Source organism: Secundilactobacillus hailunensis, from assembly GCF_005405185.1.
Taxonomy (GTDB): domain Bacteria; phylum Bacillota; class Bacilli; order Lactobacillales; family Lactobacillaceae; genus Secundilactobacillus; species Secundilactobacillus hailunensis.
The window spans coordinates 1-13,766 of the sequence record NZ_BJDO01000027.1 but is presented as its reverse complement, the minus strand read 5'-3'; the positions used below and the strand labels follow the sequence as shown (position 1 = coordinate 13,766).

At 44.8% G+C, this 13,766-nt stretch carries 14 protein-coding genes; 13 read left to right on the top strand and 1 reads right to left on the bottom strand.

Annotated elements, in window-relative coordinates; translation table 11 throughout:
* The first annotated feature begins 9 nt into the window (after positions 1–9).
* Together FFM73_RS08055 and FFM73_RS08050 are read left to right on the top strand one after the other, a co-directional pair.
* Positions 10–1,491, top strand: coding sequence for a CPBP family intramembrane glutamic endopeptidase (locus FFM73_RS08055; protein ID WP_137631260.1), 1,482 nt, complete (start codon positions 10–12; stop codon positions 1,489–1,491).
* Between the two features lie 108 nt (positions 1,492–1,599).
* Positions 1,600–2,334 carry a YebC/PmpR family DNA-binding transcriptional regulator gene (locus tag FFM73_RS08050; protein WP_089137240.1) on the top strand — a complete coding sequence of 245 codons (735 nt, stop codon included), beginning with the start codon at positions 1,600–1,602 and terminating at the stop codon, positions 2,332–2,334.
* Between the two features lie 127 nt (positions 2,335–2,461).
* On the opposite strand, the gene FFM73_RS08045 is transcribed toward FFM73_RS08050, so the two are convergent.
* Entirely contained in the window at positions 2,462–3,106 is a 645-nt protein-coding gene (locus FFM73_RS08045) for a TetR/AcrR family transcriptional regulator (RefSeq protein ID WP_137631259.1), read from the bottom strand.
* A 150-nt stretch (positions 3,107–3,256) separates the two neighbouring features.
* On the opposite strand from FFM73_RS08045, the gene FFM73_RS08040 reads away from it, so the two are divergent.
* The 11 genes from FFM73_RS08040 to FFM73_RS07995 all read left to right on the top strand — a co-directional run bounded on the left by FFM73_RS08040 (position 3,257) and on the right by FFM73_RS07995 (position 13,541).
* A complete protein-coding gene (locus tag FFM73_RS08040) occupies positions 3,257–4,465 on the top strand; it encodes an RNA-guided endonuclease InsQ/TnpB family protein (protein ID WP_137631258.1) in 1,209 nt (402 codons plus the stop codon).
* Between the two features lie 306 nt (positions 4,466–4,771).
* Complete coding sequence (locus FFM73_RS08035; RefSeq protein WP_137631257.1) at positions 4,772–7,687, top strand: MMPL family transporter; 2,916 nt, start codon at positions 4,772–4,774, stop codon at positions 7,685–7,687.
* A gap of 111 nt (positions 7,688–7,798) precedes the next feature.
* Positions 7,799–8,770 (top strand): competence type IV pilus ATPase ComGA, encoded by a 972-nt coding sequence (comGA, locus tag FFM73_RS08030; RefSeq protein WP_171001249.1) that lies wholly within the window; start codon positions 7,799–7,801, stop codon positions 8,768–8,770.
* Positions 8,712–9,746, top strand: coding sequence for a type II secretion system F family protein (locus tag FFM73_RS08025; RefSeq protein ID WP_137631255.1), 1,035 nt, complete (start codon positions 8,712–8,714; stop codon positions 9,744–9,746). Before comGA ends, FFM73_RS08025 begins: the two co-directional genes overlap by 59 nt.
* Positions 9,746–10,051, top strand: coding sequence for a competence type IV pilus major pilin ComGC (locus FFM73_RS08020; RefSeq protein ID WP_137631254.1), 306 nt, complete (start codon positions 9,746–9,748; stop codon positions 10,049–10,051). The genes FFM73_RS08025 and FFM73_RS08020 overlap by 1 nt, the downstream gene beginning before the upstream one ends.
* Positions 10,023–10,469 carry a type II secretion system protein gene (locus FFM73_RS08015; protein ID WP_137631253.1) on the top strand — a complete coding sequence of 149 codons (447 nt, stop codon included), beginning with the start codon at positions 10,023–10,025 and terminating at the stop codon, positions 10,467–10,469. The genes FFM73_RS08020 and FFM73_RS08015 overlap by 29 nt, the downstream gene beginning before the upstream one ends.
* The gene (locus tag FFM73_RS08010) at positions 10,447–10,650 is read left to right on the top strand and encodes a hypothetical protein (protein ID WP_137631252.1); all 204 of its coding nucleotides are present in this window, start codon (positions 10,447–10,449) and stop codon (positions 10,648–10,650) included. The genes FFM73_RS08015 and FFM73_RS08010 overlap by 23 nt, the downstream gene beginning before the upstream one ends.
* Positions 10,647–11,069: a prepilin-type N-terminal cleavage/methylation domain-containing protein gene (locus FFM73_RS08005; protein WP_137631251.1), complete on the top strand. Its 423-nt coding sequence runs from the start codon at positions 10,647–10,649 to the stop codon at positions 11,067–11,069. Before FFM73_RS08010 ends, FFM73_RS08005 begins: the two co-directional genes overlap by 4 nt.
* Complete coding sequence (locus tag FFM73_RS12780; protein ID WP_171001248.1) at positions 11,062–11,232, top strand: hypothetical protein; 171 nt, start codon at positions 11,062–11,064, stop codon at positions 11,230–11,232. Before FFM73_RS08005 ends, FFM73_RS12780 begins: the two co-directional genes overlap by 8 nt.
* Positions 11,233–11,310: 78 nt before the next feature.
* A complete protein-coding gene (locus tag FFM73_RS08000) occupies positions 11,311–12,333 on the top strand; it encodes a class I SAM-dependent methyltransferase (protein WP_235874482.1) in 1,023 nt (340 codons plus the stop codon).
* Positions 12,334–12,350: 17 nt separating this feature from the next.
* Positions 12,351–13,541 (top strand): acetate/propionate family kinase, encoded by a 1,191-nt coding sequence (locus FFM73_RS07995; RefSeq protein WP_137631250.1) that lies wholly within the window; start codon positions 12,351–12,353, stop codon positions 13,539–13,541.
* Positions 13,542–13,766 lie beyond the last annotated feature (225 nt).

The window sequence follows — 13,766 nt, the reverse complement described above, 5'->3', positions numbered from 1 at the left end:
AGGAAGTTTATGAAAAAAGGGGTAGTATTACTAGCAGCAGAGTCAGTTGTGATGACGGTGATCATCCTCACGCTGGCTATCATGGTTGGTCGATTGAGCGCAAGTGCGTTTCCCGTGGTTTCTAAATTGGGAGTTCAAATCATTGCAGAGTTATTGGCGTTTGGTTGTTGGTGGGGGTTAAATCGCTGGTATCCAAAAGCTAAGGTGAGCTGGCGGGGTCACGGGGAACCTCATCAATGGGTACTGATCTTACCGGTGATCATTGTTTTGCTGGGGGATTCAACGCTGAATCCTCAGTTTAATTTGAGCTTGGGACCTACTTTGACCGCCATTATGGTGGGGCTTTCAGTTGGTTTATTTGAGGAATACGTTTTTCGCGGTGTGCTGGTCAGCGCACTGCGTCAGCGGTACCATCTTGGGGCTGTCATGACCGCGTTTATCAGTGGGGTGATGTTTAGTCTAGTTCACCTAGTGAATGTTTCAAACGGCAGCCTAACCATGACGTTGGTTCAGATGCTGGAAGCCATTGGCCTGGGGTTTTTCTTTGCAGCAATCTATTTGGTTACTGCCAATCTCTGGCTGCCAATTTTGGCGCATGGTGTGATCGATGGGTTTGATGCGTTAGCCTTTGGGGCGTTAAGTAATACTGCTGGCATGAGCGTTTGGACGAGTTTGATCTACGCGGTGGTCTTTGGCGCGATTGGCTACTGGCTACTGAAGACCAAGCGTTATGCGGTGAAAATTCCAACTAGCAGCGGTTCTCACGTTGATTTTAGCAGTCATCAGCCTCAGAGACGTCCGGCAATTCAACGTCAGCCGGTTCCAATGATTAAAACGGCCGTTGCCATCGCCATTCCGTTAGCGGAACTTGGTCTGGGCGCTACGGTGGTAGCCGTAACAACTAATCAATGGCTCAGAGTAGTTTTAGTGGACCTCATATTCTTCGCAGGGCTATGTACCGCACTTTATTTATACCGCGATGTTTTGGTCAGTCATTGGCAGCGGTATAAACACCATTTAGGCACCGGCTTGCTGGTGGGAATTGGTGGCGTGATTGCCGCCTACGTTCTGCTAACCGTGATTCGGCAGGGATTGAACTTAATTGGTGTCGCCAGTGCTGGTTCCGCTTCGGTGATGAGTATTCAAACTGCCGGGATGGCGTTAGTGGCCAGCTTGACGACTTTGATGGCGCCCTTCACGGAAGAAATTGTCTTTCGTCACGCGCTGTTTTATCAGTGGCGTGGGCGTGGTGCAGTGACTTGGCTGATGCTGATCATTTCGTCAGTAGCCTTTGGACTGGCTCACTGGAATAATTTCCACGGTCAGTTAGTTCAGATGATCCCGTATATGTGTGTGGGCGCGTTATTTGGCTTGATCTACTATTTTTCCAGAAATATTTGGCAAGCCGTTTTGACACACTTTTTGTTTGATATGATTCAGGTGATCGCCGTGATTGCAATGTTTATTCTGGCAATCGTTTCGCAGGGGTAGAAATAATTATTGGTTTCATTATTGGCTGGTTGTATTGAAAACCCTTGCGTGATATTATAATATAGTCTGTGTGTAAACGAATATAATTAAGAAAAGAGGAGTCGTGAAATGTCAGGACATTCAAAATGGCATAACATCCAAGGGCGTAAAAACGCCCAAGATGCTAAGCGTGGTAAAATTTTCCAAAAAATCTCACGTGACTTATATCAAGCCGCTAAAGCAGGTGATCCTGATCCAGCAAACAACCCTCAACTTCGATTGGTGATGGATAAGGCGCGTGCTGCTAACATGCCTAAGGATAACGTACAACGCGCTATCGATAAGGCTTCTGGTGTTGGTGGAGCCAAGTTCGAAGAAATCACTTATGAAGGCTACGGTCCTGGCGGGACTGCCATTATGGTGGCCGCGTTGACCGATAACAAGAACCGGACCGCTGCTGCTGTTCGTTCCGCCTTTACCCATCATGGTGGGTCTTTAGGCGCTGCTGGTTCAGTTTCTTACATGTTTGATCGTAAGGGCTACATCGTTATCTTACGTGATGGCTTAGATGCCGATGAAGATACGGTTTTGATGGATGCACTTGACGCTGGTGCGGATGACATGAAGACCAGCGATGATCAATTTGAGATCTTTACAGATCCAGCTAGCTTGACTGCAGCCCGTGATGCGCTACAGGAAAAGTACAACTTGGATACAGCGGAAGTGACAATGTTCCCACAAAACACTACTGAAGTTCCCGAAGCAAAGGTTTCACAATACCAAGGTTTGATTGAAGAACTTGAAGATAATGATGATGTTTCGGATGTTTATGAAGCAGCCACGTTACCTGAAGGTGTGGAATAATTGAATTAAACGTAATTATCAACGCAGGTTGATGATATGCTTTAAAAGAGATCAGTTTATGAACTGGTCTCTTTTTTGTCGTGGATTAGTAGATCTCAGCTAAGAATTAAATTAACGTTAATCGGGATTAAGCGTCAGTATGAGTCGTATTTTTGGCGGTTTGATTAGCGTTTAGCTGCTGATCTTTAGGCACCGCAATATTTTCTAGATCGCCTAATAAAACCGTTAGATAGTGGTGAGCCTGTTCACGGGTCGTGGGCTGTTTTTTAAGAAAGATCCATTCAATGAGTAATAAGATGGTCGAGCTGCAATGATCGACCATCAGTTCGACCGGCACATCGAAATGCAGGTTGCCGAACACTTCCAGAAACATTTTGTGGGCGAGATTTCGCAGGTAATTTGTAAAACTGTTGACTAAATTACCCGAAATCTGGTTATGCCGTAAAATGCCTAAAACCAGTTGACTGTTATTTTCAAAAAGATCATATAGGCGGTCAAAGTAAACAATTAAAACTTCATTTGGTTTCAATTGGTCAGCTTCTTCGATATGTACCTTTTCGGCTAACACGTACCAGCAATAATTGATGAGGTCATATTTATCGTCAAAATAATTATAAAAGGTCGCTCGGGGGAAATTACATAATTGACAGATTTCGTTAACGTTGATTTTCTCAAAGGGTTTTTGAGCCAGTAAGTGGAACATAGTCTGTGAAAACGCGAATAACGTCCGTTGTGCGCCACGAGTCGGCTTTTTATCTAGGTCATATTTCATAAGAGTTGCTAGACGAGGAAACTCGGTACTTCAGTGCCGAGAGGAATCGTCGTCTTGAGCAACTCACCTCTTTTCTAAATTGTTATAGTAAGTCTAGCTTTCTTCACTAAATTTATAGTATACTTATTGCAGTGAAAGAAGGTGAACTATATGACAACGATTACTTTGAAACTAAGACTTTACCCGAACAGTAACCAAGCTAATCTGCTTGAAGCTACTATGGAACAATACCGGCTGGCATCTAACCTTGTGTCTAGCTACTATTTTGAACATGGTTTTAAACCCAAACAAAGCGACTTGCAAAAGTCCTTGTATCACTTGATAAGAGATACTTTTGGGCTTAAAGCACAAATGGCTCAATCAAGTTTTAAAACAGTTTTAGCTAGATACCGGACTGTTAATACTCAAATCAAGCAGAAACCTTATCATTTTGAAGATAAGAACACCGGTGAATGGTATCGTCAAAACCGTGATTTAACTTGGCTGAGAAACCCTGTCAGTTTCCATCGTCCTCAATGTGATCTTGTATCTGTGAGAGACTGGTCGTTTGTTAAAAATCAGCTTTCTATCAATACGATTGATACCAGAGAAAAAATGAATTTTACGGCTAAGGGCTTTGAAAAATACCTTAAAGCTGGAAAACTGGGAACAGCTAAACTAGTTAAGTCCTGTGGACATTACTCCTTACACGTAGCTTGTACCTTAGATAATCCTAATTTTAACAAAGATAATCTCAAACACGTAGTTGGAATTGACAGAGGGTTACGTTTCTTATCCACTGCTTATGATGAACAGGGCAAAACTAGATTCGTTTCGGGTAAAAAGATTATTGCTAAACGGCGAAAGTTCAAAAAATTACGTCAACAATTGCAAAGCAAAGGTACTAAATCGGCAAAACGTCGATTAAAAGCTATTAATCAACGAGAAAACCGCTGGATGAGTGACATCAATCATCAAGTAACTAAGACACTCGTTGATACTTATGGTAGCGGTACAGTCTTTACAATTGAAGATTTAACCAATGTACGGTTCGCTACCGAAAAGGTTGCTAAACATAAGCGCTATGAGCAGGTTAGCTGGGCTTTCTACCAATTTGAGCAATTTTTGACCTACAAAGCGGAACTTCAAGGCTCAACAGTAGTTAAGATTGATGCTCACTATACCAGTCAGCGCTGCCCTAAATGTGGGTTTATTGATAAACAAGCTCGGGACCATGTTATGCATGAGTATCACTGTGAGCATTGTGGTTACACCAGCAATGATGACCGGATTGGAGCTATGAATATCCAACTTTTAGGAACTAACTGGGTAACCGGTAAATCAACCACATTTCAACAATTAACATCTAATCGAGAATAACAATTAGATATATTCTGATTGCTAAACGGGTGTTGTCAACCACCCGATGATGTAACCACTTTGGTAGGAGTCTTTCAGACGTCTGCACTACTGCCCTGTAAGGGGTGTGAGTTACAAGCTCGGTAATTTATTGCCAAGTAGTTGATAATTAGTAGTTGGTCCTTTCTTGCATTTTTCATGATCTGTCTAATTATAAGCAGAAGTCTAATTTTGTTTATTGCAGTCATTTCAACGTGAGCTTATCATATTGGTATAGGTTATACAAGTGTATAAGTATAGTCACTAGTCTAAGAGAGGAAGAGATTAATGCAACGTTTTTTTAAAAAACATGGGTTAGCCCTGATTGTTTGGATTGGCTTAGTGTTGATTGCCGTTTTGACGATGCCCAACGTGACACAGCTGGTTAAGACGAACGGGACAGTCACGTTACCGTCATCGGTTCAAAGCGAAGTTGCGAAGAATATTGATCGTAAATCTGAGAATAATCGCGGTGTCCGGTCCTTGATCGTGGTCTTTAATAGAAAGACTGGGACGTTAAATGCCCAAAATAATCGGCAGATCAACCGTGCTATCACTAATATTAAACAAGATCCAAACCTAGATATTTTGGATATGACTAGCGCTAGTGATAACGCTGAGGCTAAGAAGCAGCTGGCTTCTAAGGATGGCACGACTCAGTTAGCAATGGTCAATCTATCTGATCACGCCAAGGTGACTACCCAGGCTAAACAGTTACGCAGTCACCTGAAGATCAAGGGTCTGCGAACTTACGTGACTGGCAGTGATCTGTTAAACGATGACTTTTCGACCGTGACTCAGGCCGGCTTAAAGAAGACTGAGATCATCGCGGCCGTTTTTATTTTCATTGTACTGATCTTAGTTTTCCAGTCAGTGGTCGTCCCGTTTATTTCGTTGCTGACGGTGGGGGTTGCCTACCTCGTTTCCGTGGGTATCGTGATGAACTTAGCGGCTAAATTTAACTTTCCCATTTCTAATTTCACCCAAATCTTTATGGTGGTGGTCCTCTTTGGGATCGGTACCGACTACAATATTTTGCTGTATAACCGGTTCAAGGAAGAATTAGCGAACGGGCTAGCTGCTAGTGAGGCGTCGTCAGTAGCCCGCAAGCATGCTGGCCGAACGATTCTCTTTAGTGGCTCAACGGTTTTTATTGGCTTCTCAGTTTTAGGCCTAGCGCACTTTTCGTTCTACCGTTCAGCAGTTGGTGTTGCCGTTGGGGTAATCGTGTTACTGGCGGTTTTGCTGACCCTCAACATGTTCTTTATGTCAACCTTGGGACAAAAAATGTTTTGGCCAAGTAAGAACTTGGCTGCTCATGGTAATAATCCGTTGTGGCATTTTCTATCACACTCAGCGCTGAATCACACGGCAATTACCGTTGTGATTATGGTGATTCTGATTGCGCCGTTACTCTTGTTTAGCCATCAAAAACTAAATTTTAATAATGCGGCTGAATTACCCAACAGCATCGAATCTAAAGCTGGCTATAATCTGATCCACCAGCATTTTCCGGCTGGAATGTCTGGGCCTTCAACGCTGTACATTGAAAGCAGCCACTCGTTGAATAATCAAAAGGATTTAGCAGCGATTGACAATTTAACGACTTATTTAAAGGCTGAGCCCGGTGTGAAGCAAGTAAGTTCAGCCACTCAGCCTGGCGGATCTAAGATCAAACGGCTTTACCTCAAAGACCAAGTAGGGCAGTTAGTCACTGGACTCAACCAAGCTAACCAGGGATTAGCCAAGGTTCAAGCCGGGTTGAACTCAGCTGATCAGCAACTCGCAGCGGTGAATACTAGTCGCAATACTGCCCAGTTAGGACAGCTCACCGCTGGTACTAGTCAGTTGCAGGCCGGTGCCCAGCAGCTTAATCAGGGGGTCTCAGCCTATACTGCTGGTGTTAGCCAGTTAAGTGCTGGTACCAGTCAGTTAAGCGGCAGTACCACGGGATTATCAAGCAGTGTTGGTCAACTTGCCAGTGGCAGTCAGCAATTGACCCAGATGCTGACGCAATTACAGGCTCAAACTAGTCGTCTGCCTATGATTCAAAACGGTACCGGTCGATTAGCAGCCGGGTCGACCCAGCTTTCTAACGGTCTGGGTCAGCTTAACGCACAGGTTACCCCATTTACCAGCGGCATTAACCAGCTCAATAGTGGGGCTGGTCAACTGGCTCAAAGGGGTGCTGCACTGAACAGTGGTGCGCAATCTGTTGCTAGTGGCAGTACCCAAGTTAACGCTGGGGTGACACAGTTAGCTGCCCAAGTTGCAGAATTGCAGTCGAAAACCAAGGCGCTGCAGCAAGGATTGACCTCCGCTAACCGTGCACTAGGAAAAATTAGTCAGGGGACTTCCACTGCTAGCAATTACTTGAACGGGCTGAAAAATTCTTACGTGGGTAATGAGTTCTACATTCCACAATCAGTGCTTGGCAGTTCGACCTTCAAACCATCACTGGATGCTTTCATGTCAAGTAACCGAAAGATTGCTAAAGTTACCATTATTCTTAATAGTGATCCAAGTACCACCACGTCGGCTAGTCGAATGAGAACGATTTCCAGTGATGCAAAAGCGAGTCTGAAACACGGTGCTTTGAAGAGTAGTACCATTGCTATTGGCGGTCAAACGTCTCAAACGGCTGACCTGCAAAAATTGTCCAGCGGTGACTTTATCCGAACAGTGGCCATCATGCTGGTGGGTATTGGGATCGCTTTAATGGTGGTCACCCGGTCTTTGATCCAGCCATTAACCATCATTGCCACTTTGGTGACTGCTTATATTAGCGCTCTAACGATGACGAAATTGTTGTCGAAGGCGTTGCTTTCCCAAACGCTATTGACGTGGAACACACCGTTCTTCAGCTTTATTATGATTGCTGCTTTAGGCGTGGATTACAGTATTTTCCTGATGATGCGCTATCGTGATGATGGTGCTAAAATTCCGGATGTCCGGCGACGAATCTTAAATGCCTCCGCTAAGATCGGGACGGTTGTGATCTCTGCGGCGATTATTTTAAGTGGGACCTTTGCGGCGTTAATGCCATCGGATGTCTTAACTTTGATTCAAGTTGCGATGACCGTGATCATTGGGCTCGTGATCCTCGTGATCGTTTTGCCGATCATCATGTCAGTGATGGTCAAATGGACCTATCCGTACGTTAACGATAAGATGAACAATAAAGAACAGTCTGAGCAAGATTAAATTGGTCATTAGCTGAATTGAATGAATGAAGACGTTTCCTGAAAGGGGAGCGCCTTTTTTTCTGCAAACTTTAGTCAATTAATGCGCGTAGGTAGGGACAGGAGGGAAATGATGATAGAACAATTAGGACAAACTTTACTCAGCGCCGCGGTTGCATCGGGCAGTTCAGATTTGCACATTCAACCGGTTGGTGATGTTTACCGGGTCTTTGAACACCACGGCGATGGGCTGCAATTCGTTAAGCAATTGACCATCAGTGAAGGTCAGCAGTTAATTGCCCATTTTAAATACCGGGCTAACATGGCGATCACTGAGACCAGACGCCCCCAATTAGGTGCCTTGACCCTGACTGTCGATGGGCAGACCGTTCATTTAAGGCTCTCTAGCGTGGGTAATTTTATCAACCAAGAATCCATCGTGATTCGTTTGCTGCTGCCACTGGCTGAACAGCGATTAGCCTTTTTAGTGCCAAAACAACTGACTCAACTGCGTGACTGGTGTTCATTGCGGGGACTAATACTCTTCGCGGGCCCCACGGGGTCTGGCAAGACTAGCACGATTTATCATTTAGCTAAAGAGCTGAGCCAGACGTTATCCGTTTTGTCAGTGGAAGATCCGACTGAGATCGTGGCACCGGACTTTTTGCAGTTGCAGGTGAATCCAGCGGCAGAAATGAGCTATCAGGCGTTGATCAAAGTAGCGTTACGGCACCGGCCAGAGGTTTTGATCATCGGTGAAATCCGGGATCGTGAAACGGCTAAGGCAGCCGTTGATGCGGCGCTAAGCGGTCATCTGGTGCTGAGCAGTGTCCACGCCCAAACGGCTAAGGGCACCGTTACCCGGTTGAGCCAGTTAGGTATTGAACCGGCTGCAATTGCGCAGGCAGTGGTGGGCGTGGCCTATCAGCGCCTATTACCAACCGCAGACGGCAAACTAACAGCTTTGCTCGATCTAGTTAGTGGGCCCGTTAGTAAGTGGCAACAAACTGCAGAAATGACACCGCAATGGGAGGAGAGCCTGAAGTATGCAAGAGACAACAACCAAATCTCAACAGCCGTCTACGAGCGTTTTAAAGCCGGTTAAGCCGTGGTCGATTAGCACGCAAGCAAATATTTTTCGGACGGTCAGTGATTTATTGTTAGTGGGATTTTCTGTTCGGCACGCCATTCAATTTTGTGAGACGCTGTATCAACCGCAAAAACGGGATCTGCACGTAATCAATGAACAGCTGCACGCGGGTTATACCGTTAGTCAGACTTTTGAGCCGTTTGTGGACGAACAAATTGGCTTGCAATTACGGTTAGCAGAAGAACACGGGCAGCTTACCCGAAGTTTGGGGCAAGTTAGCCGTTTACTGCAGACCGCCCATCAGCGCCATCAAAAGATCAAACGGCTGTTACAATACCCAGTGATCTTAGTGGCGATACTGAGTGTCATCATTACGGGCATGAAGCTGGTGATCCTACCCCAAATTGAAGCCTTAGCACCAACCAGTCAGCACCATAGTATCAGCTGGTGGTGGAGTATTGCGGTAGTACCGGTACTGCTGATCATGATCTGCGGGTATCAAGCTATCAAACAGCAGCCCATTTTAAAACGGGTCGAACAGACGGCACATATCCCCCTTTTGGGACCCATTATCAAAGCCTATTACGGTTACTATTTTTTGACGACCTTAACCATCATGTTTGAAGGTGGACTGGGTTTTCAAGAAATTCTGTTAACGCTGCGAAAAGCGAAAACGACCACTCTTTTATACCAGTTAGGCGGCAAATTAGAAACGGCATTAGCTGCTGGACAGCCGCTATCACAAGTCCTGACCCAATTTTATTTTCTACCCAAGGAATTACAGCTGCTGTTTCAAAGCGGTAAGCCCCGGGCAGAATTAGTTAAAGAACTGACTGCTTTGACGGAGTTGTATTATCAGCGATTAACTAATCGCTTGGAAGTGATGATGACCTGGATTCAGCCGTTATCGTTTGTGCTGATTGGCAGTGTGATCATCGGCGCTTATGCTAGCTTGTTTTTACCGATGTACCACACGATTGGAGGACTATAATGCAACGCAAAAGATCAGGGTTTACTTTAATTGAAATGACGATTGTTTTGTTTATTATTGGGCTGTTGATTCTGATTATCGCACCCAATATCAGTCATCAAAAAGACCGGGCTAATTCGGTTCACACCGGGGCCATGACAACGGTGGTTCAGACGCAGTTAGATACTTATCTAGATTCAACGGACAAGAAAACCGCCAGTTTGGGAGAATTGCAAAAGGCCGGCTACCTGACAGTCAAACAAGTTAAGATTGCGAATAAAGAGGGGATCAAAATCCATGGTGACGAAGTTAAAGCCAATTCGTGAGGGGTTTACGATGATTGAAATGCTCATCACGTTAGTCATCATCAGTAGTCTTTTGGTGCTTATTATGGTTGGCGGCCAACGTTTTTCCCGTTCGTCGCTGCAGACGGAACGGGCTTTTTGGAACAGTTTCGACGGCTATTGGAAACAGGCACTTTATGAAGCACAGTATCATGGTCGTAAAACTGAAATTACGATTGAAAAGAATGCGCCCATAATCTTTCGAACGGATAAAGGGAATCAATCACTCACGCTGCCGCGGAGTTTACATCCTGAACGGGCCGAAAAATTACTGATTCGCTCGAATGCCACGATTTCGCCACGAACCGTAACGTTTTTATCGGATGTTGATCAGCGCAAATACCACTTGGTGATTCAAATGGGTTGGGGGGTCTACCATGTTGATCGAGAAGCGGCGTAAAACCGGCTTTATGTTAAGTGATGCGCTAATTGGTTTGGTGTTGATCAGTATTGGTCTCACGCTCTACACCCAAGCCCACGTGGCGATGACTAACCAACTGGAGCAGCGGCAAGTCCGGGTACAGCAGCTTCGCCACCAATTTGAGGCCCAGTTCAAGCCAGTAAAGCAGGTGAGCAAATGAAGTCAGGGTTTACACTGATTGAAACGCTAATTGCACTGGCGGTGACGGCGTTAGCTTTACTGACCCTGCAATTTGGCCTGCAGATGATGAACGTCCGCACCCAGCAAAAATATGATGAGCAGCTGGCCTGGTATCATATGCTGGCTGAACTTGAAGGCAAGCAATACCGCTTTTCTTTAGGCCAGGTTTACCTGCAAAAGGCCACCCTGAAGCCGCACACGGATAACGCCCGCACGTATTATTTAAAGGGTCATCAAGGCAAGCTAATGTTAACGACCGATAAAGGCGGATACATGCCACTATTTACCGGCATGAACTACTATGAATTTGACGTGGTGCATAAACGGCTGAAAATCAGTGTGAAAACGAGATTGCAACAGTTTTCTGCGGTGACGGCGATTGGTGGTTACGATGAGTAATCGCCAAGGGTTCGTCACGATATTAGCGTTGCTATTTTTAATCCTATTAAGTGGGGTCTTGCTGTTCCAATTACAGGGTTATCAACGACAGGTTGAAGCCTATGATATTTTGATTCATCATTACGAGCAAAAACGGCCGGTGAAATCGCCCAATAGACGTTAAATTTCCAATGTTAGCTTGAATTAACAGGCGAATATTTGTAAACTATAATTTGTGTGGAGAAACCATTAGGATAGGAGGTTGACAATTCTGGCTATTAAAGAAACGGAGGCGCTTTTTAAGGTTCTCGATGAATCCAGCGAGTTACTGAAGGATGCGCTTTCAACATCTTATTTAGATGCCTTTATTGAATCCGGTGATAATTTGATCGACGGACACGTTCAGGTAGAAGATGGTCGACCGGATGAAAAGACCGTTCAGCAGCTTCAGGCCCTATATGATTCTGTCGACCGCAACCAGTTGAATGCTGAAACCGTACGTCAAGCGATTCAGCTAGCAATGCTCAAGGCCATGCGTGAAGACGATATTCAGGGAAATCATCAGATGACCCCGGATAGCATCGCCATGGTCATGGGCTATATTGTGATTCGACTGGTTGAAAATCAAAACCAGCTGACGATCCTTGATCCAGCTGTAGGGACGGCTAATTTGCTGACGACGATTATCAACCAATTAACGGCTGCGACTCACGAAAAAGTCGCCGCAATTGGGATCGATAATGACGAATCATTACTTTCAGTCGCCGATATCAATACGACCCTGCAACAATCTTCAGTGACTTTGATGCATCAGGACGCACTCGGTGAACTGCAGATCCCTGAAGCTGACCTGGTCGTATCCGATCTGCCGATTGGTTATTATCCACTTGATGAAAAGGTTACAACGTTTAAGACACATGCTCAGTCAGGCCATTCCTACGTCCATCATTTATTGCTGGAACAAGCAATGCGCTATGTGAAACCGGGCGGATACGGTGTTTTCTTAGTTCCAAGTCAGTTGTTTTCAACCCCAGAATCAAAGGGGTTACTGTCTTGGCTTCAAGATGACGCGTACTTGCAAGGCTTATTAGCCTTACCAAAGGATCTGTTTACGGCTAAGCAATCGGCAAAGTCGATTTTGCTGTTGCAGCGCCACGGTGAAAATACGAAACAGGCTGATCAGGTCATGATCGGTGAATTTCCATCGTTTAAAGATCAGGCCGGTTTTTCAAAGTTCATTGCGGAAATAGTTGACTGGGAACTAAATGATTTACTAAAGCAGTAACATAAGGAGATTATCACATGGGAAAAACACTTGCCGTTAATGCAGGAAGTTCAACGTTAAAGTTTAAATTATTCGAAACACCTTCAGAAAAAGTCATCACCAGTGGTGTGATCGAACGAATTGGTTTAAAGGATTCCATCGTGACCGTTAAGTATGGCGATGGCCAAAAGTTTGAAAACACTCAGGATGTTAAAGACCACGAAGAAGCTATTCACCTGATGCTTGAAAAACTGATTGATTTGAAGATCATTGCTAGCTACAACGAAATTACGGGTGTTGGTCACCGGGTCGTTGCCGGTGGTGAATACTTTACTGATTCAGCATTAGTAGACGATGATGTTTTACAGAAGATCGAAGATTTAGCTGAATATGCCCCACTGCATAACCCAGCTGAAGCAATGGGTATTCGAACGTTCCGTAAGATTTTGCCCAACGTGCCTAACGTGGCGGTCTTTGATACGTCATTCCATACCACTATGCCTAAGACAAACTATATGTACGCCATTCCTTACGAATACTACGAAAAATACGGTGCTCGTAAATATGGTGCTCACGGGACTAGCCACCGTTACGTTTCCGGTCGGGCAGCAGCCATGCTTGGCAAACCGTTAAAGGACCTTAAGCTGATCACCATGCACATTGGTGCCGGTGCTTCCATTACTGCGATTAAAGATGGCAAGTCATTTGATACGTCTATGGGCTTCACACCGTTAGCCGGGGTCATGATGGCCACCCGTTCAGGTGATATCGATGCTTCTTTAGTTACGTTCTTAATGGAAAAGTTAAACATTAAGGATCCTAACGATATGATCGAAATCTTGAACAAGAAGTCTGGCTTACTGGGTGTTTCCGAATACTCAGCTGATATGCGGGATCTTGAAAAGGTTCAGGATAAAAACGAGAAGGCGCATTTGGCTCGTGATATGTACATCAACCGGATCGTTGGTTACGTTGGTAAGTACATCGCTGAAATGAACGGTGTGGATGCCATTGTCTTTACGGCCGGTGTTGGTGAAAACGACATTCCGATTCGCCAAGAAGTTGCTGATAAGTTAAGTTATTTCGGCATTGCTGTTGATCCTGAAAAGAACCATATTCGCGGTGTTGAACGTGATCTATCAACGGCAGATGCTAAGGTTAAGACCTTGTTGATCCCAACGGATGAAGAGTTAATGATCGTTCGTGACGTTGAACGGTTAGCTAAATAATCAATTGATAATGATGGAGCTTGGTTCGATTTTGAATCAGGCTCTTTTTTTGTTGTGAGCAAGTCATTTAAATGTAAGCACACTATAACCGGACGTATTGAAACACAAAACGGACTTCCTCATATTTGAGTTAGTCCGTTTTTGTATTTCATTCAGTTACTAATTGCTGATCAGGTTCATAATTCCACGGTAAACAAGCCTCCAATTGCGCTTCTTTTGGGAAAG